The 22,184-nt window shown below is 43.0% G+C and carries 21 protein-coding genes; 10 read left to right on the plus strand and 11 right to left on the minus strand.

Going from position 1 to position 22,184, the window contains the following annotated elements; translation table 11 throughout:
• Positions 1–10 precede the first annotated feature (10 nt).
• The 3 genes from GGQ95_RS00785 to GGQ95_RS00795 form a co-directional block, all read right to left on the minus strand.
• Positions 11–1,015, minus strand: coding sequence for a substrate-binding domain-containing protein (locus GGQ95_RS00785; protein WP_066147588.1), 1,005 nt, complete (start codon positions 1,013–1,015; stop codon positions 11–13).
• Positions 1,016–2,042: 1,027 nt separating this feature from the next.
• Positions 2,043–2,921, minus strand: coding sequence for an AraC family transcriptional regulator (locus tag GGQ95_RS00790; protein WP_044745422.1), 879 nt, complete (start codon positions 2,919–2,921; stop codon positions 2,043–2,045).
• Positions 2,922–3,212: 291 nt separating this feature from the next.
• On the minus strand, positions 3,213–4,652 hold the full coding sequence (locus GGQ95_RS00795) for an aldehyde dehydrogenase family protein (RefSeq protein WP_066147584.1): 1,440 nt from the start codon (positions 4,650–4,652) through the stop codon (positions 3,213–3,215).
• A gap of 393 nt (positions 4,653–5,045) precedes the next feature.
• Between GGQ95_RS00795 and GGQ95_RS00800 the strand changes: the two genes are divergently transcribed.
• The gene (locus GGQ95_RS00800; RefSeq protein ID WP_066147580.1) at positions 5,046–6,350 is read left to right on the plus strand and encodes a globin-coupled sensor protein; all 1,305 of its coding nucleotides are present in this window, start codon (positions 5,046–5,048) and stop codon (positions 6,348–6,350) included.
• A 101-nt stretch (positions 6,351–6,451) separates the two neighbouring features.
• On the opposite strand, the gene GGQ95_RS18670 is transcribed toward GGQ95_RS00800, so the two are convergent.
• Positions 6,452–7,129 carry a cache domain-containing protein gene (locus GGQ95_RS18670; RefSeq protein WP_312856933.1) on the minus strand — a complete coding sequence of 226 codons (678 nt, stop codon included), beginning with the start codon at positions 7,127–7,129 and terminating at the stop codon, positions 6,452–6,454.
• Entirely contained in the window at positions 7,126–7,803 is a 678-nt protein-coding gene (locus GGQ95_RS18675; RefSeq protein WP_312856934.1) for a methyl-accepting chemotaxis protein, read from the minus strand. The genes GGQ95_RS18670 and GGQ95_RS18675 overlap by 4 nt, the downstream gene beginning before the upstream one ends.
• A 251-nt stretch (positions 7,804–8,054) precedes the next feature.
• On the opposite strand from GGQ95_RS18675, the gene GGQ95_RS00810 reads away from it, so the two are divergent.
• Entirely contained in the window at positions 8,055–8,390 is a 336-nt protein-coding gene (locus tag GGQ95_RS00810; protein WP_066147577.1) for a hypothetical protein, read from the plus strand.
• A gap of 660 nt (positions 8,391–9,050) precedes the next feature.
• Here GGQ95_RS00810 and GGQ95_RS00815 read toward each other — a convergent pair.
• Positions 9,051–9,305 carry a DUF1450 domain-containing protein gene (locus tag GGQ95_RS00815; RefSeq protein ID WP_080862000.1) on the minus strand — a complete coding sequence of 85 codons (255 nt, stop codon included), beginning with the start codon at positions 9,303–9,305 and terminating at the stop codon, positions 9,051–9,053.
• Between the two features lie 191 nt (positions 9,306–9,496).
• Between GGQ95_RS00815 and GGQ95_RS00820 the strand changes: the two genes are divergently transcribed.
• The 6 genes from GGQ95_RS00820 to GGQ95_RS00845 all read left to right on the plus strand — a co-directional run bounded on the left by GGQ95_RS00820 (position 9,497) and on the right by GGQ95_RS00845 (position 15,250).
• Positions 9,497–10,225, plus strand: a complete 729-nt coding sequence (locus tag GGQ95_RS00820; protein ID WP_044745428.1) for an amino acid ABC transporter ATP-binding protein — start codon at positions 9,497–9,499, stop codon at positions 10,223–10,225.
• Positions 10,226–10,247: 22 nt separating this feature from the next.
• Positions 10,248–11,108, plus strand: coding sequence for a glutamate ABC transporter substrate-binding protein (locus GGQ95_RS00825; RefSeq protein ID WP_066147575.1), 861 nt, complete (start codon positions 10,248–10,250; stop codon positions 11,106–11,108).
• Positions 11,109–11,315: 207 nt separating this feature from the next.
• Entirely contained in the window at positions 11,316–11,969 is a 654-nt protein-coding gene (locus tag GGQ95_RS00830; protein ID WP_066147573.1) for an amino acid ABC transporter permease, read from the plus strand.
• Positions 11,970–11,995: 26 nt separating this feature from the next.
• Positions 11,996–12,646 carry an amino acid ABC transporter permease gene (locus GGQ95_RS00835; RefSeq protein WP_066147571.1) on the plus strand — a complete coding sequence of 217 codons (651 nt, stop codon included), beginning with the start codon at positions 11,996–11,998 and terminating at the stop codon, positions 12,644–12,646.
• Between the two features lie 403 nt (positions 12,647–13,049).
• Entirely contained in the window at positions 13,050–14,321 is a 1,272-nt protein-coding gene (locus tag GGQ95_RS00840) for a sensor histidine kinase (protein WP_066147569.1), read from the plus strand.
• Positions 14,321–15,250: a response regulator gene (locus tag GGQ95_RS00845; protein ID WP_066147567.1), complete on the plus strand. Its 930-nt coding sequence runs from the start codon at positions 14,321–14,323 to the stop codon at positions 15,248–15,250. Before GGQ95_RS00840 ends, GGQ95_RS00845 begins: the two co-directional genes overlap by 1 nt.
• 227 nt (positions 15,251–15,477) lie before the next feature.
• On the opposite strand, the gene GGQ95_RS00850 is transcribed toward GGQ95_RS00845, so the two are convergent.
• From GGQ95_RS00850 to kynU, 4 genes are read right to left on the minus strand one after another with little or no spacing between them, the layout of a single operon-like run.
• Positions 15,478–16,104 carry a LysE family translocator gene (locus GGQ95_RS00850; protein ID WP_159719688.1) on the minus strand — a complete coding sequence of 209 codons (627 nt, stop codon included), beginning with the start codon at positions 16,102–16,104 and terminating at the stop codon, positions 15,478–15,480.
• Positions 16,105–16,137: 33 nt separating this feature from the next.
• Positions 16,138–16,989 (minus strand): tryptophan 2,3-dioxygenase, encoded by an 852-nt coding sequence (gene kynA / locus GGQ95_RS00855; protein ID WP_066147562.1) that lies wholly within the window; start codon positions 16,987–16,989, stop codon positions 16,138–16,140.
• A 19-nt stretch (positions 16,990–17,008) separates the two neighbouring features.
• Positions 17,009–17,653, minus strand: a complete 645-nt coding sequence (gene kynB / locus GGQ95_RS00860) for an arylformamidase (protein WP_044745436.1) — start codon at positions 17,651–17,653, stop codon at positions 17,009–17,011.
• Positions 17,650–18,918 carry a kynureninase gene (gene kynU / locus GGQ95_RS00865; RefSeq protein ID WP_066147558.1) on the minus strand — a complete coding sequence of 423 codons (1,269 nt, stop codon included), beginning with the start codon at positions 18,916–18,918 and terminating at the stop codon, positions 17,650–17,652. The genes kynB and kynU overlap by 4 nt, the downstream gene beginning before the upstream one ends.
• A 118-nt stretch (positions 18,919–19,036) precedes the next feature.
• On the opposite strand from kynU, the gene GGQ95_RS00870 reads away from it, so the two are divergent.
• Positions 19,037–19,642, plus strand: a complete 606-nt coding sequence (locus GGQ95_RS00870; protein WP_159719687.1) for a TetR/AcrR family transcriptional regulator — start codon at positions 19,037–19,039, stop codon at positions 19,640–19,642.
• A 26-nt stretch (positions 19,643–19,668) separates the two neighbouring features.
• Positions 19,669–20,394 (plus strand): NAD-dependent deacylase, encoded by a 726-nt coding sequence (locus GGQ95_RS00875; RefSeq protein ID WP_183186231.1) that lies wholly within the window; start codon positions 19,669–19,671, stop codon positions 20,392–20,394.
• Between the two features lie 435 nt (positions 20,395–20,829).
• Here GGQ95_RS00875 and GGQ95_RS00880 read toward each other — a convergent pair whose 3' ends face one another.
• Positions 20,830–22,182, minus strand: a complete 1,353-nt coding sequence (locus GGQ95_RS00880; protein ID WP_183186232.1) for an aspartate aminotransferase family protein — start codon at positions 22,180–22,182, stop codon at positions 20,830–20,832.
• Positions 22,183–22,184: the final 2 nt, after the last annotated feature.

Genomic DNA, 22,184 nt, shown 5'->3' on the forward strand with positions numbered 1-22,184 from the left:
ATTCTTTCCCTTATTTCGCATAAAAGCTATCCACGTTTTCTTTCGTTACAACTGTAATTCCAGTGTCCATATACGCAGGCAATAAAGGATAGCCAGATGGCAAAGAAGGAGTTAAGCGATGGTGAAGGTGAAATAAAAATTGCAATGACCAATATCCCATATTCCATGTTCCTTGAGCCAATGTGGCTTCTATCATTCCTTGTTTCACCATATCCAATGTTCGTTTATCGGTATCAAAGCTAATAATTTTTACTTTCTTCGCTGTTGCAAACGATGCAACGGCTTCACCCACTCCGACTCCTCCATTGGCCTCGGTAACAAAAATACCTGATAGCTCTGGATATTGTTTTAACAGCTCTAGAGCGGCTTGCTTCGAGGCAAGGGCATCTCCTTTCCCATCCTTTACTATTACGACTTCCATTTCCGGATATTCTTTATCAATCGTTTCAATAAACCCTTTTGTCCTTTGTTGGTGATTTAACTGATTGGGAAGCGTAATAACCGCTACTTTCCCTTTTTTTCCTAACAGCTCTGCCATTTTATGCGCCGCTGTCACTCCGGCATTATAATTATTCGTTCCTAGGAATGAAAACGCTTTACTAGAAAGAGCATCGGAATCGAATAATACAACTGGAATTCCCTGTTCCACAGCTTTATTAATCGTTCCAGTCAGTTTATTTGGATCTATTGCAGAAATCGCAATGCCAGCTGGTTTTTTAGCAATTACTTGCTCAAGCACCGTCACCTGTTCATTTACGTCATATTGTGTCGCCCCCCGATACTCTACTGAAACATTGAGTGCTTGAGCCGCATCCTCAAATCCCTTTAAACAATTTTTCCAATAGTCAATTCCAGATAAAAAAGTGACCATTACATATGTCTCCTCGATTTTCCCTTGTAAAGTTTGCTCTTCTTGATTAACAGCACGAATACGGGAAGCTTGCAAATGATAGTTATATACATAAATAAGAAAGACACCGATTAAAAAAACATAAACCAATAACAATTTTTTCATGGCAATCCCCCTGTCTATTGTCACTATAAGATGTTAAAACATGATACAACTTGATTCGTTCCCACCCTTTTTCTAAAATTGAATCAGGGTCTAAAAATCCGCTTTGAAAATCCAACAGTCGAAAAAAAGATTCTGCCGATTCGAATCGGCTAGAAGTCTAATCTTCTCATTACCCGTGGTGCTAGTTGAGCATCAAATGCAACTATACAGATCTAGATTGATGCATGAACACTTGTCCCTCGCCGTGAGCAAGCTCCCCCTCCTTTCATCGTGAGCTTTTAATCTGATCTCCGGAATTCCTCCTCATATCGTTCAGATTGAAAAATCCAGATAAGTAAGGCGTTTCAATAAGGCAAAAGAGCCGTTGAAACGCTTTATAGTTGAAATTCCAAAAATATATGTATAGATAGGAAACTTTCGGTATATTTATATGGTCACAGGCTTTTATAAATGTAGCGATCAGGCGCTAAATAAACCCAAAGCAAAAATATGGTTTCGCATTCGCTTTAATTTGTACGCATCAATAAACAAAATAGAAAATTCGTCCCTTTCCGTCTCCTTATAAAACATAAAATCCACATATTTTTTGTTCGTACAATTTTATTGTACCATGAATAGAGAATAGTTAACTATTGAATTTCAAATCGTTTACGATGTAGCTTTAGGAAGAAACGTGAAGAATCCTTTTGATTTGGAGTGGCCATCTCTCAAGCAAACATATTCCGAATCAAAAAAATGAGCTGTTTAGGACAGCTCATTTTTTACATACAACTTACCGATAGGCCCAGGCGACGAAATGAAGAGAAGTTTGCGGGTTTTCCTTCATCATGCGAGTGGTAAAGGTTCGAATGCGCTGCTTTTCCACCGTATTGATGAGGCCGTTGTTTCGGCAGACGCCTGATTAAACTCCCAACGTTAACCTCAAAGCTCTGGAAATACTTTCGCTCATCAATAAAGAAAGCTGACACATTCAACGGTGATAAATTTTTCCTCATGAAAGTTTATATCGCTTATTCCCCCACTTCAATTATATGGATTTTTTTGAGATGGGAATCCATATTTCGCTCTTGAAAGTGGGCGAGTGGATATTTTTATTCTCATTCCACAAAATTTCCGGACCCTCAGCCGCTTCATAATGGGTTGAAGGAAACCATTCAGAATAAATACGTCCCCATCCTTCTTGCAATGCTTGGGGAAAAGGTCCCACTACTTCAAATACAGCCCATGTCGAGGCAGAAACCTCAAGCTTCGTTAGATGATCTGGGCATTCTTTCGTTGTCGCCACGCCAATATAATGGTCCAATTCTCCCTTCTCTTCCATTCTTCCCTCAGAAAAGTTCACAGAGGCGCTAAGCAGCCCTAAAGGTTCCACATTTGAAAGCCGCTTCAACTCATTGATTGTGTCATCATCTAAGCTTTTCCACATGGAGGCAATCTCCGGATTGACTCCATGAAAAATCAGCGGAACTCGTCTCATGATGCCAACGATGCGAAACGGTCCTTTTTCTTCAATGCGATAGTTCATTTCATTTCCTCCTCTTACAGATAACTGGAAGGTCATGGACGGATAAGCTTTCAATGAACAGCCGCCATTCCTAGCTTCCGATGGTGTGATCCCATGCAGCCCTTGAAATGCTCGGGCAAATGAATCCGGGGAGCTGTATCCATATTTCAGGGCTATATCAATAATCTTTGCCTTGCTCTCCTTGAGCTCCAAAGCGGCAAGCGTCAGACGTCGGCGCCGGATATATTCGGATAACGGAATCCCCGAAAGAAAAGAAAACATCCTTTTGAAATGGTATTCTGAGCAAAGTGCCAGCTTTGCTGCTTCTTTAAAATCAATTTCTGCCGTCAAATTGGCTTCAATGTACTTCATCGCTTCGTTCATATTCTTAAGCAAATCCATCTTGATGACCTCCTTGCCCATAGAATAACAGGAATGAAGGAACGCCGCCCGACATTTCGTGCCCAATCATGCAGGGAGCTTCCCGGATGGATCCATTGTCCCCTTTTCGCCGCAGACACGGCTGATCATGTTCAGAGCCGCCAAAATCGATCGAGCTTCGCTGCTTTTTTCCCATGTTTATAATATGGGAGCCAATACAAGCATTCATTCAAACCTGCTATCAAGCAAGCTGTCCTACCGCTTTTTAAGCAAAAAAACTGTGCCGTCTAAAAGAAACGGCACGGTTGCTCCTTACTGATTGCGATTGAAAATCACAAGTTTTAACTCTGTCATTTCTTCGATTGCATAGCGGATGCCTTCACGGCCAAATCCGCTTTCCTTGACGCCTCCATATGGCATATGATCCACCCGGAACGTCGGAATATCATTGACAAGCACTCCGCCGACATGCAGCTTTTCTGCTGCTTTCCACGCGACATGGACATTATCTGTATAGATGCCGGCTTGCAAACCGTAACGTGAATCATTGACCAATTCAATCGCTTCATCAATAGATGAAACTTTATTAATCAAAACAATCGGCGCAAACACTTCATAGCACGATACTTTCAACGTAGGCGCTGCATTTAAAATGACCGTCGGCAGCAAAATATTTCCTTGCCGCTCGCCGCCGATTGCTACTGTCGCACCGCTTTGTTTCGCTTCTTCAATCCACTGCAATGACCGCTCGACATCTTGAGGTGTAATCAATGCTGAGACATCTGTACTAGCATCAAGCGGATCGCCGATTTTTAACTGCTGAGCAGCTGCAATAAATTTTTCTACAAATTCGTCATATCGTTTTTCATGAACATAGATGCGCTGAAGGGAAATACACACTTGTCCTTGGAAAGAGAAAGCCCCAAAGACACAGCGCGGGATCATCCGGTCGATGTCTGTTTGTTCATCGACAATGACGGCCGAATTCGATCCAAGCTCCAGCGTCACACGCTTAAGCCCGGCTTTATTGCGAATGCCAATCCCTACCTCTGGGCTTCCCGTAAATGTCACCATACTGACGCGCGGATCCGTGACGATCTGATCGCCTACAGTTCGGCCGCTTCCCGTTACTACATTGAGCGCTCCTTTTGGCAGTCCCGCAGCTTCAAACAGCTCAGCAATCAAATAGGACGAAAGCGGAGTTTGGCTTGCCGGCTTTAATACGACCGTATTTCCGGAGGCAAAGGCCGGTCCGAGCTTGTGCGCAACAAGATTCATTGGGAAGTTAAAAGGAGTGATCGCCCCGATGACTCCAATCGGCTCTCTCGTCGTAAATGCGATTCGGTTTTCCCCACCCGGCGCCGCATCTAACGGAATGGTTTCACCATGAATACGCTTCGCTTCCTCCGCAGCAAATTTATAGGTTTGAATGGTGCGAGCCACTTCCGCTTTTGCTGTTGTCAGCGGCTTCGCAGCTTCTGTTGCGATGATTCGCGCTGCCACCTCTGAACGCTCCTGCAAAAGTGACGCCACCTTTTCTAAAATAGCCGCTCGTTGGTAGGCTGGCATTTGCTTCATCTTTCCCCGCGCTTCATATGCAGCCGCAATCGCTAAACGAACCTCTTCCTCCGTCGCAGCTGGAATTTCGGCAAGCGCCTCGCCAGAATAAGGAGACCGCAATGTCGTATACGCTCTTGCTTCCACCCACTCCCCATCAATATATAGCTTCTTTTTTTCAAAAGTCGTTTTCATCGTACTCCCACCCTTTCCTTTTGATTGCACAAACGACAGGTTGCCTCTAACACCCTTTCCGTTCTCCTCAATAGCCATAACATGCTAACACAACCACCATTATCTTTATTCGTCTTTTTGACGGAAAAGTCCTGCTGTTGATGATTCTCCACTTCTAAGGATATAGGCAATTTTTAACCTCACATTTTCTCTTTCATCTTTTTATTCACTATTTTCAATAGGTGTTGTACAATTACAATCGAAATAAGTAAACGTTTACTTCTCAAACATCCATTCACCAATCATTGAATTCACCGTCAGGAAGCCCCGTTTGCTTATTCCTTTTGGATCATGTTTTATAGCATATTTATACTATTTTTACATTTATTATAGTTGCAAAGGGAGCGAGCACACATGAGTTTTTCAATTTTTATGAGAAAAAAGGCGCAGCCCGCCAGCACAAGCCATATCGATCCAAACGTTCCAACTAGGCTGGTCCGTCTTCAGAATCCTTCCATTAACAAGCAAATCGAAATGATTGAGCTAACCGAACGGGATCTGGCCATACTTCAAACGTTAAAGCCGTTTATTGAAGAAAAAATCGATACCATTGTCACCCGCTTCTATGATGTGCTTCAAACAGAGCCTTCACTGCTCGCTATTATTCAACAGCACAGCTCTGTTGAACAATTAAAACAAACGTTAAAGGTCCATGTCATTGAAATGTTCAGCGGAAGAATTGATGATGAGTTCATCGCGAAACGCACGCGCATTGCGATCGCCCATTTGCGCATCCAACTTCTCCCAAAATGGTATATGTGCGCCTTTCAGCAATTGCTGTTGGCTCTATTAGACGTCATTTCTCCTCATATTTCTGAGCCGCATGCGCTAATGGAGGCCACTAAATCGATGACCAAAGTACTAAGCCTTGAACAGCAAATTGTGTTAGAGGAATATGAAAAAGCAAACGAAAGAAACCGCATGCAAATGGAGCAAATAAAAAATGAAATGAAAGAACAGCTTAAAGCGATGGTTCAAGAGCTTTCCACTGTATCAAGCGAAGTCAGCTCCTCGGCTGATGGATTAACAACTCAAGCCAAGGATATTTTGCAATTTGCTAAAGAAGCCGTTCAAATTGCGGATACGAGTGAACAACAATCGGTCAAAGGCCAAGAAAAACTACAGCGCCAGCAATCAACGATTCATAATTTTCAACAGATGATGAAAAAAATTCAGACGGAAGTACATAGCCTCCAACAATCAGCTGCGAAGATCGAAAATATCAACAGCCTTGTCACGGCCATCGCCGATCAAACCAATATGCTCTCGCTTAACGCTTCGATCGAGGCTGCCCGGGCTGGAGAGCACGGAAAAGGGTTTGCGGTCGTTGCCAACGAAGTTCGCAACCTCGCCTCGCAAACAAAACAGTCGGTTTCGAGTGTAGCGGACATTTTAAACGAGCTCAACTCAAAGGTTCATACGATCTCGCAATCATTGGATGCAATGGCTTCATTAATTGCGGAAGGTACAGATGATATGGAGAAAATCAATCAATTTTTCAATGAGTTCGGCTTGTCCTTAAAGCAAATTCGTGAACAAAATCAACGTATTGATCACGAAATGAAGCAATACGTTCATGTTGTGTCAGAAATGAGCCAAGCCATCGCCGATGTCGCTGCATCTGCTGAACAGGTGGAGAAAGTGGCCTATGATCTGTAGGGAAGCCAAATCGAGGCTACCGAAAGATATGGTGCGCTCCGCCATCCGGCAGCCAAAGCCCCGATTACCCGAACCCTCGCTTCGAATAACGGGGCTTTTTCCTATATGACCGACACTGATAAATCCACACCTACTACACCGACAATTTGCTGCTGATGCAAAATAGGCGCAGAAATCGTCAGGCACGGCTTCTTCGTTAACGCTGAAATATAAACGTCTGAAATAAACGTGTTTCCTTTGCTTGCCTCGATAAACCAAGGACGTGCCTTCGCGTTGACAAGCCCTGCGGGAGGACTGGAATAAACGAAGGTCCCGTCTAAACGATTCGACCAGACCGCTTCAATATTAGAATGAGAGCGCAAAAATTCGTTCAAATATTTTTGGTGCTGCCGCTCGTCCAGTTTATATAATGGGCACGTCTGCAAAAACGTAAACAGCCGTTTTTTCGCTTCTTCGATCATTTGTTCATCAAGAGAAGCAATCGTTATCGCATGATCTTTTTTCATCATGCCTTGTAATTCATTGGAGGTTTGCTCTAAAGCTTCATTGATTCGCATGATTTGCTGGACATTTTGGTGCTGATGATCCATATCCTTTGCTACTGTCTGAGCATATTCTTTATTTGCTACCGACATATTGGAGATTTCATCAAGCAATAACGCGATTTCTTGAATGCTTTCCGTTTGTGCCTCTACCGCTTGTGTCGAATCCGATACCATGCCTGTAATTCCGCTTATCTTCCCCTTAAATGTATCAAGAATGTAAAGCACATCCGTCATTTCTTTTGAGCCATGTCTGTCGATAAAGCAATTTCTTTTTGGATCAATGATAAAATTTCCCGCGTTTGTTCAACCGCTTTTGATGTTTGTCCAGCTAAATTTCCGACTTCATTGGCTACTACCGAAAACCCTTTGCCGTGCTCCCCTGCTCGCGCCGACTCAATGTTGGCGTTTAATGCCAAAATGCTCGTTCTTTGTGAAATAGCACCGATCGTTGAAAGAATTTGATTGATTTCCTGCGATCGATTGACGAGGCTATCCATTTGCCGCAGCAGCATTTGATGACTGCTCCGAAGTTCCGCCATTTCTTCCTGTAATTTTTTGAGCGACTCCCATGAACGGGCCAGCTCTTCATAAAACAATTGGCTGCTGAAATGAATTTCTTGAGAAACAGCGGAAATTTGCACAGCCGCCGCTTCGATTTTTTTTATTTTTTCCGCCACACTTAACACATCATTCACTGTTTTTTCAAGGTGCGCCGTTAATCCAACTGTGCTTTCCTTGCTTGACGAAGATGTTTCATCGAGAGAATGGGCAGCCAGCTTCATTTGTTCAATAATTCCTTTTAACTGATCAGCTGCTACTTGGATCTGCCCCATAACATGTCGATCATCCGCTTCACCGGAATGATGTAACAAATCGTTTTCTTTCAAACGCCGCTTTAATAAAAACATACAATCTCCCCTTCGATGTTATATTTTATAACAAAATTATAACATTGATTCAAAAAACAACTGAATATTTTTTTGAATATTCTTTATTTTTTTAGTATCCATTTTCCATCACTCGATGAGCCTTTCTGTCTCACTGATGATCCACTATTCTTTTCCATACATGATTTCTCTTGATTCGTACACATTAATAACTGTTTAAACCGATTCATTGAACCGTTTGTATATATTGACGAAAGAGGAGTGTAAACAAAATGAACCTGTTACGTCTATTTAATTTCGGACGTAATCGCATGATGTGGAAGCAAGCATTACGTCTAATGGGGCGGCGAAACAATAACCGCACAGCGACTTGGAGCATTCTGAGCTTCGGTTTAGGAATGGCGTTAACGGCTGTTTTGAATAGGAGAAAAGCTCGAATCTCTGCATTTTCCCTCAAACAGCCACTTCAACAAGCCATGAATAAAATGAACAGCTTAATGAACCGAAATCGAGGAATGAAACAGCCGAGTTTAGCAACGGTGGAGCTTTCACAGGAGCTTACGCAAAACCAAACGAGCACGACGCCGACAAATAACCAACCGTCTTAGCAATCCCTCTTATTCCGCGCAAAATCTCTCCTGCCTTTTATGAAAGAGGCGGGAGATTTTTCTATACGTTATTTGATTAACCATTTGCTTCTTAACCGTTGTGATACATGCCAAAATAACCGCTTGATGACGGGAATATACTAAAAACAAATCCCCCGTCTTTGCATGGTCTAAACTCCTTCTACCCCGAGGTTTGCTGACGTTTTTCTAACTGAATTCACATGATTTTATTAAATAAACCGTTCACAGGAATCCTTTTCGTTAATGGGTTCGCAAAATCCAATAAAAAGGCTTTTCCTCCCCACGGAACTCGTTAGCCACGACACGCAAGGTGCTGATAGATAAAACTTGTAATTCATCGATATTTGAAGCAAGGGCATGCCCCATTTTCTCCGGTCGAAAGGCACATGTACAGACTTGTGTTCTGACCATGAGTTTTTATACCTTTCTCCTATCGATTATCGCCTAAGGATAATCGATGGATCGATTGCATCGCCCACCAAGTCCAATCATAAAAAAAGAACCAATACATTGGTCCTGGTTTCCATCAGCGATTCATCCTCGATACAACGCCATATAAATATGACGCTTTTTCCATCCTTCTCTCTACCCTTTTTATCGCGCCACTGCCGTCAGCTTTTAAATGAAATAGCCAATCGATCATTGCGCGGATTTTGCACGAATTTTCCGCCAATCTTGAATCAGGCGCTGCTGAACTTCGCCGTACAATTCATCCACCGTGCTGCATCTTACCATTTCTTTATCAATTAATGCAAACGGACAGCGTTTGCATGTCTTGCATTTTCCTAAACAGTCTTTGCGCTTAATTTTAATGTTTTTATAGGTATCTTTTAAAAACACATAAAGCTGTTTTGATTCAAACTTATTTTTCTTACAAAAACAGATCTTCTTCATTTCTGCCTTCCAAACCTCCACAATGATAAAAATTATCATTTTCATCTACTCTAATAATACCAAAAAATTTTCATCGCGAAACAACAAAATTATTTTTTCTCGTTGTTTTTTGTAGATTTCAGTAGATTGTTCTTTATAGTTTATTCAGAAAAAAATAAATTTTTCAAAATCGTTTTAAAGGGGGGAAATCATTGATTCATTTTCGTCAAGTGAACAAACATTACGGCAGCTTCCACGTTCTAAAAGATATCAATCTTTCCATTGAACAAGGAGAAGTTGTCGTCATTATCGGTCCATCTGGCTCAGGAAAAAGCACCTTAGTCCGCTGCATTAATCGTCTTGAAACGATCACAAGCGGCGAATTAATCGTCGACGGTGTGAAGGTGAATGACAAGAATGTCGACATTAATAAGCTTCGCCGCAATATCGGCATGGTCTTCCAACATTTTAACTTATACCCGCATAAAACTGTATTGCAAAATATTACGCTCGCACCTATTAAAGTTTTAGGCGTTTCAGAAAAAGAAGCAAAAGAAACAGCTATGTATTATCTCGAAAAAGTGGGGATTCCAGATAAAGCAAACGCTTATCCCGCTGAATTATCCGGCGGTCAGCAGCAGCGGGTCGCCATTGCCAGGGGCCTCGCCATGAAGCCGAAAATTATGCTGTTTGACGAACCGACATCAGCGCTGGATCCCGAAACCATTGGCGAAGTGCTAGATGTAATGAAAACATTGGCTACAGAAGGAATGACCATGGTCGTTGTTACGCACGAGATGGGGTTTGCTCGTGAAGTGGCAGACCGAATTGTCTTTATGGACAAAGGACAAATTCTCGAAGAGGCCTCGCCGGGAGAATTCTTTGCCCACCCGCGCGAGGAGCGAGCCCGCTTGTTTCTGAGCCGTATTCTTAGTCATTAGATAACAAATAGGGGGAATTTTTATGAAAGCCAAAAGAATGTGGAAAAAAGGAATCGGACTTGTATTGGCAGCCATACTCTGTTTATTCGCTTTAGCCGGCTGCAACAGCAGTGAAACAGCATCCACAGACAGCAAAGGAGACGGATCGAAGCAAACAGAATCAGCTCAAAGCACCCTAGACAAGATTAAAGAAAGAGGAAAGCTCGTCGTCGGAGTAAAATATGATTTGAATCTTTTTGGGTTAAAAAATCCAGAAACTGGTGAAGTAGAAGGTTTTGATATTGACATCGCCAAGGGTCTCGCCAAAAAAATTCTCGGTGATGAAAATAAAATTGAATTAAAAGAAGTAACATCGAAAACGCGAATTCCGATGTTAAATAATGGAGAAATTGATGCCATCATCGCTACGATGACGATTACAGAAGACCGGAAAAAGGAAGTCGATTTTTCTGATGTTTATTTTATGGCTGGACAATCCTTGCTTGTCAAAAAGAACAGTAAGATTAATGGAATAAAAGATATCAAAAAAGGAGTTACCGTTTTAACCGCAAAAGGGTCCACTTCTGCGCAAAATATTCGCGCCAAGGCTCCAGAAGCAACCGTCTTAGAGTTTGAAAATTATGCGGAAGCCTTTACAGCATTAAAAGCTGGACAAGGCGATGCCCTCACAACCGATAATGCATTGCTTTTTGGCATGGCGAAACAGGATCCGAATTTCCGGGTTGTGGATGAGACATTTTCTGAAGAGCCTTACGGAATTGCTGTGCGCAAAGGAGACAAAGAGTTTGTCGATCTCATTAACGAATATTTGCGCGAAATTAAGGAGAATGGCGAATACGATAAAATCTATGAAAAATGGATTGGAGAAAAGCCAAAGCAATAATAGCCATTTGAACGGATGAGCGGGCATATTCCGCTCATCTGCTATTCTATAGAAAGACCATTGGGAAACGGAGCGAATGAAGACAACAACCAGAGGTAAGCCACAAACTCTCCTTCTGCCACGCGAATTGTGCGACAAAAGCCTAGCTTGCCATCTATTCGCATATCAAAAACAACCTTGTATCAAGCATAACGAGGAGGTGCAATCATGCCTGATTATTCAATTTTAATCGAACATTGGGATCTGTATATGCAAGGGTTTCTTCATACGATAAAATCCAGTGTTCTTGCCCTAATCGGCAGTTTACTTATTGGAACGGTGATGGCCATCTTTCGCATTGCGCCGGTGCGTCCATTGAATTGGATTGGAGCGGCATATGTTGAATTTATTCGCAATATCCCGCTCATTTTAATTGTATTTGTATTTTTCGTCGGGTTGCCGGCTCTTGGCATTCGTTTGGACTCCTTCACCGCCGGAACATTGGGATTAACCGTTTACACAGCTGCCTTTATCGCCGAAGTCATCCGTGCCGGGATTCTTTCTGTGCCAAAAGGACAGATGGAAGCCGCACGATCATCGGGATTAACTTATTTGCAAGCCATGTGGCATGTGATTTTGCCTCAAGCTATTAAAATTGTCATACCGCCTATGGGCAACCAATTTATCAATCTCGTTAAAAACTCTTCTGTTCTAGGCGTTATTGCAGGGTTAGATCTGATGTATTTTGGTGATTTAATTTCCTCCGAAACGTTTGTCACTTTTGACGTCTATATTTTTGTTGCCATGTTTTATCTAGTGTTAACCATTCCGCTTAGCTTAGGCGTTGGCGCGCTCGAACGCCGCTTAGCAAGAAGTCGATAAGATGATAGAAAAAGGTGGGGTGAGAAATGGACTTTATCGGCGCCTATTCTCCAGTTCATTTTAAATTTTTACTTGAAGGATTTGCCGTCACGCTTGAAGTAGCTTTTATTTCTATTGCGCTTAGCTTTGCGATCGGCATTATCGTTGGGATATTGCGTTATGGGCAGATTCCTGTCGTTTCCCACATTCTCGCAATCCTAGTTGAGGTCATCCGCAACTTGCCGTTATTATTGATTATTTTCTTTACTTATTTCGCTCTTCCTGAGATCGGCTTTAAGCTCGATAAGCTTTATGCCGCGATTTTGGCGCTTGTTATCTTCGAATCAGCTATGCTATCAGAAATTGTGAGAAGCGGATTAAATTCCATTGAAAAAGGGCAAATTGAGGCAGCGAGATCATCAGGGCTGACGTATTTGCAAACGCTATGGCATATTGTCCTTCCCCAAGCGTTAAGACGCATGGTGCCGCCCATTGTCGGACAATTTATTTCTTTATTGAAGGATACATCGCTAGCTGTTGTGATTGCCCTTCCTGAATTAATGAATCATGCTCAAATCATTAACGGAAGAAATGTCAATTATGTCATTCCGATCTTCTTGCTCGTCGCCATCATGTATTTTGTCGTGAATTATTCATTATCACTGCTTTCGCGAAAGCTTGAATATAAGCACCGATAAATAAAAGAAAGGATGAAGAATCAGGAGTGCTGATCATCCAGTAAAACTCAATGAACCGTACTGGATTCCTTGCTTTTTTGCTGAAGTAAACAAGCGGGTTTGCTTGCCTACCGGGCATGCTATAGGCATGCCCTTCAACCATAGATTCACAGACATCGTTCGTTCAATCTTTAAATTTATACGGCCGACTTCTCCACTCTTCTCCCATCGGAAACGTTTTCTGTCACTCGAAATGCTGAGCATAAAAAAGACGATTCTTCATCCTATGAAACAGATTGGAAAATCCATTTAGTTTTATATAAAATATAATGATAAGAAATCCATACATTTTCTTAATACCCTTTTATTGTATAATAATATGATAGAATGGGAGAAGATTTCCTGATAGACAGAGGGGAACACGATGCGTGAACGAATTTTAACCTTATTGCTTCTCATCTCTGCTACAGCTTTTCTTGGAGAGATGAAAGTAAATCCATTTTCCAGTTCTTTCCGATTTTCTTTAGGAAGTGTCGCTTTTTTCTTTGGACTTGTTTGGCTTCGTACGATTCCTCTATGTCTGACTGGCTTTTGTGTTGGGGTGTTTGTCACCGCCTTTCGCGTAATGATTGATTGGTTAACCAAACAGCAGCCATTGGCTGATAGTTTATTGATTCATTTGCCTGCAGGCATTTATTACATTTTCTTTGCTTGGCTTGTATATATGACAAAATTCCGCCAGCATCTGGACCACCCTATCCACGTCGGAGTGCTTGGGGCAGCGATTGATTTTACAGCTAATATCGTAGAACTGTTCATTCGTCAGCTGCTTGGTGAATCTTTCACCATCGCACACGAAACCGTTTTTATGCTGCTTTTGTTTGCAATTTTGCGAAGCTTCTGCGTAATAGGACTATATAACATTTTAACCATTCAGCATATGCGGGCTTTAGGGGAAGCGCGAAGACAAGAGCTGGAACGCCTTGTCATGATTAATACAAGCCTTTATGAAGAAGCATTCTATCTGCGAAAATCGATGAGCCATTTAGAGGAGATTACGCACAAAAGTTATGAGCTGTATACACAGTTGATGGAGTCTAAACAGGCCGAGCCAGGCACCGCCCTGTATATCGCTGAACATATTCACGAAGTTAAAAAGGACTCGCAGCGAATTTTGGCCGGATTGTCTGATCTGATTAGCCAAGAACAAGCAGAATTGAATTTGCCGATCAAGGAGCTTTGCCGCATGGTCATTCGCACTAACCAAAAATACGCAGAACTTCTCGGCAAATCGATTCATTTTCATGAAGCATGTGACATCGATTTACCGACCTATCATGTATACGCCCTTCTTTCTGTCCTAAACAATTTAGTCGCCAATGCCGTCGAGGCGGTGCCAGATTCCGGATGGGTCTCTCTTCATGTGCAATTTGAGCACAATGAACTGGTGTTTCGCGTAACTGACTCAGGTCCTGGAATTCCCGATGAGGATCGGGATTGGATTTTTCAGCCGGGATTTACGACAAAATATGATGAAAATGGCAACCCTTCCAACGGGATTGGATTGACCCACGCGCAAGAAATTGTTCATAGCTTTAAGGGGCACATACAACTGACATTTGACGAGCACAACCGAACACAATTTCAAGTCAGAATTCCAGGCAGTCAGCTGCTGCGAAAGGAGGAAGCCGTGTGATGTCCCTTCGTTTTTTTCTTATTGAAGATGATGCTGTTGTCCGAAAAATGCTAGAAAAAATAATTGTAGAAAGCGGACTTGGCGAAGTGGTAGGTCAAGCGGAGGATGGCTTGCATGTATCAATCGATCAGCTCTATGCCGTCGATGTTATTTTGATTGATCTTTTGATGCCGGGCTTAGATGGGATACAAACCATCAAAAAATTAAAAGCGCAAGGATTTACCGGTCCTTTTATTATGATTTCACAAGTAGAACATAAAGAAATGATCGGACAGGCTTATCTTTGCGGAATTGATACGTACATCCACAAGCCGATTAATCGATATGAGGTCATTTCGGTTCTCAGACGCGTAGCCGACTATATGGCGGCTGTTTCTTCCCTGAATTCGATCCGCCGTTTATTGCACACTTTGGATCAGAGCAAAAAACATGACATGTATCCTTCTCCGCCGCAGCATACGGCTCATTATGAAAAAGTGAGCTTGGAGCAAAAAATTGAACAACTCCTTTTAACATTAGGAATTGCTGGCGAATCGGGCGCAGCCGATTTGCTGCACATTATGCAATGGTTTGCTGAAGCGGAACATAAAGGAGCGACTATGCATGATTTGCCACCGTTAAAAGAGCTATATCGGCAAATTATCAAGCGGCTGCACGGCTCAGAAGAGGAGCCATCCCTTCAAAAAGAAATTAAAGCGATGGAGCAACGGGTTCGCCGAATGATTTTTCAAGCTTTTACCCATTTATCCTCACTCGGATTAACCGACTATACAAACCCTACCTTCGAGCATTTTGCGCCGCGTTTATTTGATTTCAAGCAAATTCGCCTTCGCATGAAGGAGCTGGAAGCCGGTAAAAAAACAACGAAATGCCGGATTAACGTAAAGAAATTTTTATCCGCTTTTTATATCGAAGTAAAAGGAGCATAGGCGTCTATGCTCCTAAGCAGATAGCCAAAACCCATTTTGACTTTAGCTATCATCCGAAGTTTCAAAAACGCTTGGCGGATAAGAAACGCAACTGAATGCAGGCACAAATGAAATGAAACCAAGACGTTCATAAACGATCGAGCGAGTTCAGTGACACAGGAAAAAGCAGTGATCCCCCCTTCCTCTAAAACTCTAAAGCAAATGCCATTTTAATAGTTAACATAATATTAATTATGTTTGCTAAATGCGATTTGTATTCCAATAGCCCCCAATAATACCGCCTTGACCCGATTGATTCGCTTGGCGATCGATGAATGGGCAAGCAACACATGCCGCAGTTTTTCAGCCCCCACACTGACAGCGACAAAAATAACAAGAGCTTGGATCAGAAAGATCAGCCCCAAGATGAACATTTGCAGCGCTGCATGCCCTATCGATTTATTGACGAACTGTGGCAACAGCGCTAAAAAGAATAGCGAGACCTTCGGGTTTAATAAATTCATCAAAATGCCCTTTTTGTATAGAGCTTTGTATTCTAAAGATTGCTGGTTATCTAAATGAAAGCCTTCTTGCTTTTCGCGCCACGCCTGCCACGCCAAATAGAGCAAATAAGCAGCACCGGCATATTTTACAACAGCGAATGCTAGAGCCGATTGATAAATCAATGCCGAAACGCCAAGCGTAGCGGCTGTTATATGGACAATGAGTCCCGAGCATAGACCAAACGCTGTGGCTATTCCCGCTTTCTTATTTTGTGAAAGGCTTTGAGCGATCACAAATAAAATATCCGGTCCCGGCATAAGCGTCAATAAAACGGCGAATCCTAAAAAAGATAGGATCAACGTCAAATCCACATTCCCCACTCCTTTTCTAATCGCTCCCCCTGCTTATAATTTTGTGCGAATATTCCATAATTCAGGGAAGAAGCGATGATCAAGCACTTTCTTTAAATACGTGACACCCGATGAACCTCCTGTCCCTATTTTGTGCCCGATAATGCGTTCCACTGTTTTCATATGCCGGAACCGCCATTGCTGAAGCCAATCTTCAATATCAACGAGCTTTTCAGCCAGCTGATATAATTCCCAATATTGGTCCACCTTTTTATATACATCTAACCAAGCGGCTTCCACCGTCGAATCTTCTTGATACGGCTCTGAATAATCCCGGTCCAAAAGGGATGGATTAATCGCAAATCCAGCGCGGGCCAGCGCCTTTAAGGCGACATCGTAGATGCTTGGAGCATATAGCGCTTCTTTTAGCTCCTCATACAAAACTGGATCCTTCTCGTAAATTTTTAAAATATAGTCCGTTTTGTAACCAAGAGCGAACTCAATCATGCGATATTGGTAAGACTGAAAGCCGGACGCCTGTCCTAATTGATCGCGAAACTCCATATATTCGGATGGAGTCAATGTCGCCAGTACGTCCCAGGCATGAATGATTTGCGACTGAATTTTCGACACTCTCGCCAGCATTTTAAAGGCTGGATCCATTTCATTCCGTTCAATGGCTTGAATCGCTGCTTTTAGTTCGTGAAGAATCAGTTTCATCCATAATTCACTCACTTGGTGAATGATAATAAATAACATTTCATCATGGTGATCGGACAGACGCTTTTGGCTTGATAGAAGCGCATTCAACTGCAAATAATCACCATAGGTCATTTTATTTAAAAAATCCGTATGAATGCCTTTTTCCGCCGCTAGCTTTTGATTTCTTTCTGATGAACTGTGCATGATAGAACCCCCTTCTTATCTATGTTGCCATCGGCTTAATAACTGCGCGCACCGGGCTTCCGTCAGCATCCTTTAACGGAAGCGGCAATGCGATAAGCTCATAGTCGCCGCATTCGACATGGTCAAGCATTACATTTTCTAAAATATGCACACCGTTTTTGGCAAATGAATGGTGCGTCTTAAGATCTTTGCTGTCAAGCGGATCGACTGACGGAACATCCACTCCAAGCAACACAATCCCTTTCTCTTTGAAAAACGGGCCTAAATCTGGATCAAGCAGCGGAATCGACTCAGGAAACCGCTCTGGCTGGTTCGGAACATTCGTTTTTAATAATAGACGCTGAACGCCGGAAAGATCGAAGGATTGCAGCACAGCACTATTAATAATGGAGAATGGTGATACATCAATCACACGCGCCGGTCCAATAAAAACATCGATCGCCAAATCGATTATTTTTTGACCATGATCGTCAAAATGAAACGGTGCATCGACATGTGTGCCAATATGGACGCTTGTTGTCATTTTTCCGATATTGACTGAACCCGTTTGTTCTTTTGTAAAAGATACCTCATACGCAAATGGTGTGTCCCCCGGCCAATGAGCAATCGAATGAGAAAGCGGCTGTGAAATATCGATCCATGAAGAGGAGGTTTTTTTTGTCATGCCACCACTCCCCGTTCGTTCGGAAATTTTTTATGCTTTTCTTTCTCCATAATCTCCTTTAAAATATGAACTGCTTGCCAAACATCTTCATACGTGTTGTATAATGCGACCGGAGCCAAACGAATCCCATTCGGCTTACGAAAATCAGGAATGACCCCTTCTGCCTTCAACGCTTGGCAAATTCTCGCCGCTTCTGGATGCTCTAAATAAACATGTCCTCCTCTGCGCTTATCTTCTCTTGGATTCCCTATCATAAATTCGTAGTTTGCCAATTCACGCTCGATCAGCGCCATCATATACTCGGTGAGACGCAATGATTTTTGGCGAATATTCTCCATCCCGACCTCGCAAAATAGAGAAAGAGAGCCAATCAGAGGAGCAGTGCTTAAAATATGCGGTGTGCCGATTTGAAAAGCGCCAGCATGCTCTTCAGGAGTCAGATCCGGCTCCATATCAAACTGCTTGTTTTTCTTTGAGCTAAACCAGCCGCTTAATCCAGGCTCTCTCCCAAAATGCCTTTCGTGAACATACAGAGCCGCCACACATCCTGGGCCGCCGTTCAAATATTTGTAATTGCACCAAAAAGCAAAGTCGACTCCCCAGTCATGGAGCTGATGCGGAATGGCGCCGACGGAATGACATAAATCAAATCCGATCATAATTCCACGTTTATGCGCTTCTTCTGTGAGCGTTTTCATGTCAAAAAGCTGGCCGCTGCGATAAAGAACACTTGGCAGTACAATGAGAGCAATCTCCTCTGTCATCGCTTCAATCAAATCGGCCTCCTCGATGGTTTTTCCATCCCTGCTTTTGACGAGCACGAGATGCTCCTTCGGGTCGTATCCTTTTAGCTTAAGTTGGCTCTTTAATGCATAAATATCCGATGGAAACGTCAGTTCATCGGCTAAAATTTTCGTTCTTGCAGCTGTCGGTTGATAAAATGTAGCCACAAGCTGATGAAGGTTAACCGTCGTGGAACCTGTAACCACCACTTCCTCCGGTTTGCAGCCAACAAGATAAGCCATGCGCTCTCCCAATGCTTCTGATAAATAAAACCATGGATGGTGTCCGTTTGTCCACCCGTCAATGCCGTATGATTTCCATGAATCTAGAATTTCCAGCAATGACCGTTCCGCGCGTTGTGAAAGCAAGCCAAGTGAATTGCCATCCAAATAGATCGTGCCTTCCTGAAGATAAAATTCCTTTCGATACGATGCCAACTTATCTAGTCGATCAAGCTGGCGTGCTTCCTCTCGTGAATACATTTTCCCACCGCCTTGTTTGTTGTGTTTGAATTTTCTATATTTTTAGTTAAAATATATAGGTAAGTTGACACAATGTCAATGACAGATTATCACCAACATACAGAAAGGAAGATAAGCGATGAAAAAGCTTTCTTCAAGACAGCTTCAAGCAATGGAAACAAGACAAAAAATTATCGCTGCATCCTACGACGTATTTTTAGAAAACGGATTTCAGAAAGCCACCATTTCGCAAATTATCCAAAAAGCAAATGTGGGCTATGGAACAGCGTATGTGTATTTTAAAAACAAGGATGACATTTTTGTTGAAATGATGGAAAAAACGATGAGAAAATTTTACGAAGTAGCGGAAATCCCGTTTGCTCCCCGAACAAAAGAAGAAGCCCGCCATCTCATTGAGCATCAAGTCCGCCTTTTTTTACAATTGGCCATCCAGGAGCAGCGGCTGCTTCAGCTAATGAAAGAAGCGATCGGCATTTCCGATTTAGTCGCGAAAAAATGGAAAGCAATCCGCGAACAATTTATCACCCGCATCGCACAGGATGTTGCCTATTCGCAGGCAAACGGACTAGCAAAATCACATTTGCAGCCAAGTTTGGTCGCACGAGGTTGGTTTTACGCTAACGAAATGTATATGTGGGAATTAACCGAACAAGAGGTTCCTTTTTCATTGGAAGATGCCGTTTATCATTTAACAGAAATGTACACAAACGGCATATACGAATAATACGTTTTCACAAGAAGGTGAAATAGATGCTTTTAGCAAAGCTAATGCTTGATTCAAAGCATACAGTCATATTGACCGGGGCAGGAATGTCAACAGAAAGCGGATTGCCCGATTTCCGCTCCGTACAGACAGGATTATGGCAACAAAAGGATCCACAGCGCTTAGCAAGTACGCATGCGCTTCAATATCACCGAGAGGACTTTATCTCCTTTTATCAATACCGCATTCGCACGCTCCGGCAATGTCAACCCCATGCTGGTCATCGTATTCTCGCTGACTGGGAAGCACGTGGGCTTATTCAAACTGTCATCACCCAAAATGTCGACGGATTTCATCAGCAGGCCGGCAGCCGAAAGGTCATCGAACTTCACGGTTCACTTCGGACGGTCCGTTGTGCGCGCTGTAATCAGTCTGATGAAAGCGAGGCTTATCTTGATGATACCTTTTCCTGCACATGCGGCGGCTTTTTGCGCCCCTCCGTCGTTCTGTTTGGCGAAGCGCTGCCGGCGGAAGCGGTAGAACAAGCATGGCGCGCCGCCGAGCAAGCCAAACTGTTCATCGTGCTCGGTTCTTCCTTGCAAGTATCGCCCGCTAATCAGTTGCCGCTCATCGCCAAACGAAACGGCGCCCAACTCGTCATCGTCAACCTAGAGCCGACCGAACTGGACGAATGGGCCGATCTTGTCATCCAAAATCGAAAAATCGGCGATGTACTGGCAGAGACGGATCGGGAGTTGGAACAAAGGATATAAACAACAGAGCGTGGCCTCTATTCTATAAAGAGGACACGTTCATCCTTTTCCTTTTGGCGATCGATGCCTAACTCCACTTTTCTCGTTCGAACTGCTAAGCAATCGTTTTGCCATTTCAATATATCAAAGCGATTAGTCATCGCGATCACTATTTTTCCTTCATGATAACACTCCATAATATTCATAGCATGAACCTATCCAAACCAACAACGGTATCGTCACCTTATAGCAATGTCTTTCAATCCATAGTTTTCTATACCAGTCTAAATCATCTGTCTTTTTGCAATATCACATGGTTAATTAATCGAGTATCATCATGATCCACATTCATCCACTACCCGGCTCACGGTAACCATATCGGTGATCAACAAAAAACATAGGGCCCATTCATATGAATGAGACCTGTGTGGATACACAATGAATCATATAGATAGACTACTTTATTTCTTCAAGCGCCTCTGTTAATGTTTGCACTAAAAAGGCAACATCTTCGCTTTCAATCGTCAAAGGAGGCGACAATGTTAACACATTATTAAAGCCAGCTACCGTCACACCGTTTTTGCCAATCAACAAGCCGTTGTTTTTGCAAATATTGATGGCTTGATTGACAAGCGACACATCCAGCGGTTCTTTTGTACCTTTATCTTTCACCAGCTCAATCCCAATCAGCAAGCCCCTGCCACGGACGTCGCCGACATAAGGATGGTTTTGCAGTTTATGCTTCAACTCATTCAACAGCTGCTCGCCAACTTCGCGGGATCGGTCAAATAAACGCTCCTTTTCCATAATTTCTAAATTTTTTAAGGCAAGGGCGCATGCGGCCGGATTTCCGCCAAACGTATTTATATGACGGAAATAATCATATTCCTCTTCCCCTTTGAATGCCTCATAAATTTCTTTGCGGACCGCAGTGGCCGATAGCGGCAAGTAAGCGCTTGTAATTCCTTTCGCCATGGTGATGATATCCGGTTTCACTCCATCATGCATAAAGCCAAACGGTTTGCCTGTTCGGCCGAACCCGCATATCACTTCATCGACAATCAGCAAAGCTCCGTGCTTTTCACACACTTCCTTCACCGCTTTCATATAGCCATCCGGCGGAATGAGCACTCCCCCGCCTGTGATCATCGGTTCCATGATGACGGCGGCGATGGTTTCACTTAATTCCCATGTCATCACTTGATCAATCGCTTGAACGGATTTTAAATTGCGCGGATTTTCCGCTGTCTCGTTATCACGGTAGCAATCGGGAGGAGCGACATGAATAAAGCCCGGTGCCAAAGGTTCGTATTTATATTTGCGCTGCGCCTGTCCAGTAGCCGCGAGTGCTCCCATCGAGTTTCCATGATACGCCCGATAACGGGAAATAATTTTATAGCGGCTATGCTCGCCTTTTTGCTGATGATATTGCCGTGCCATTTTAAAGGCGGTTTCATTGGCCTCGGAGCCGCTGTTAGAGAAGAAAATGACATATTCGTCTCCTAGCAGCTCGTTCAATTTCTCTCCCAGTTCAACTGCCGGTGCATGGCTTTGCGTCATCGGAAAATAAGCAAGCTTCTTTAGCTGCTCATAAGCGGCTTCTGCTAACTCCTCGCGACCGTAACCGACATTAACGCACCAAAGCCCGGCCATGGCATCTAAATATTTTTTTCCGGTATGATCGGTTACCCAGCATCCCTTTGCTTCCTCGACAATCAATGTTGACTTAGGATTGTACGGCTTCATGGCATGCCATATATATCGACCATCTTTTTCCAATAAATGTTGGCTTTGATCTGTTTGAACCATTC

Source organism: Anoxybacteroides rupiense (genome assembly GCF_014196195.1).
GTDB lineage: Bacteria > Bacillota > Bacilli > Bacillales > Anoxybacillaceae > Anoxybacteroides > Anoxybacteroides rupiense.

Excerpts from the sequence above, each read along its gene's own strand:
- GGQ95_RS00785 (WP_066147588.1), bottom strand. The coding sequence starts at position 1,015 with ATGAAAAAATTGTTATTGGTTTATGTTTTTTTAATCGGTGTCTTTCTT.
- GGQ95_RS00790 (WP_044745422.1), bottom strand. The coding sequence starts at position 2,921 with ATGGATTTGCTTAAGAATATGAACGAAGCGATGAAGTACATTGAAGCC.
- GGQ95_RS00795 (WP_066147584.1), bottom strand. The coding sequence starts at position 4,652 with ATGAAAACGACTTTTGAAAAAAAGAAGCTATATATTGATGGGGAGTGG.
- GGQ95_RS00800 (WP_066147580.1), top strand. The coding sequence starts at position 5,046 with ATGAGTTTTTCAATTTTTATGAGAAAAAAGGCGCAGCCCGCCAGCACA.
- GGQ95_RS18670 (WP_312856933.1), bottom strand. The coding sequence starts at position 7,129 with ATGACGGATGTGCTTTACATTCTTGATACATTTAAGGGGAAGATAAGC.
- GGQ95_RS18675 (WP_312856934.1), bottom strand. The coding sequence starts at position 7,803 with ATGTTTTTATTAAAGCGGCGTTTGAAAGAAAACGATTTGTTACATCAT.
- GGQ95_RS00810 (WP_066147577.1), top strand. The coding sequence starts at position 8,055 with ATGAACCTGTTACGTCTATTTAATTTCGGACGTAATCGCATGATGTGG.
- GGQ95_RS00815 (WP_080862000.1), bottom strand. The coding sequence starts at position 9,305 with ATGAAGAAGATCTGTTTTTGTAAGAAAAATAAGTTTGAATCAAAACAG.
- GGQ95_RS00825 (WP_066147575.1), top strand. The coding sequence starts at position 10,248 with ATGAAAGCCAAAAGAATGTGGAAAAAAGGAATCGGACTTGTATTGGCA.
- GGQ95_RS00830 (WP_066147573.1), top strand. The coding sequence starts at position 11,316 with ATGCCTGATTATTCAATTTTAATCGAACATTGGGATCTGTATATGCAA.
- GGQ95_RS00835 (WP_066147571.1), top strand. The coding sequence starts at position 11,996 with ATGGACTTTATCGGCGCCTATTCTCCAGTTCATTTTAAATTTTTACTT.
- GGQ95_RS00840 (WP_066147569.1), top strand. The coding sequence starts at position 13,050 with ATGCGTGAACGAATTTTAACCTTATTGCTTCTCATCTCTGCTACAGCT.
- GGQ95_RS00845 (WP_066147567.1), top strand. The coding sequence starts at position 14,321 with ATGTCCCTTCGTTTTTTTCTTATTGAAGATGATGCTGTTGTCCGAAAA.
- kynA (WP_066147562.1), bottom strand. The coding sequence starts at position 16,989 with ATGCACAGTTCATCAGAAAGAAATCAAAAGCTAGCGGCGGAAAAAGGC.
- kynB (WP_044745436.1), bottom strand. The coding sequence starts at position 17,653 with ATGACAAAAAAAACCTCCTCTTCATGGATCGATATTTCACAGCCGCTT.
- kynU (WP_066147558.1), bottom strand. The coding sequence starts at position 18,918 with ATGTATTCACGAGAGGAAGCACGCCAGCTTGATCGACTAGATAAGTTG.
- GGQ95_RS00870 (WP_159719687.1), top strand. The coding sequence starts at position 19,037 with ATGAAAAAGCTTTCTTCAAGACAGCTTCAAGCAATGGAAACAAGACAA.
- GGQ95_RS00875 (WP_183186231.1), top strand. The coding sequence starts at position 19,669 with ATGCTTTTAGCAAAGCTAATGCTTGATTCAAAGCATACAGTCATATTG.
- GGQ95_RS00880 (WP_183186232.1), bottom strand. The coding sequence starts at position 22,182 with ATGGTTCAAACAGATCAAAGCCAACATTTATTGGAAAAAGATGGTCGA.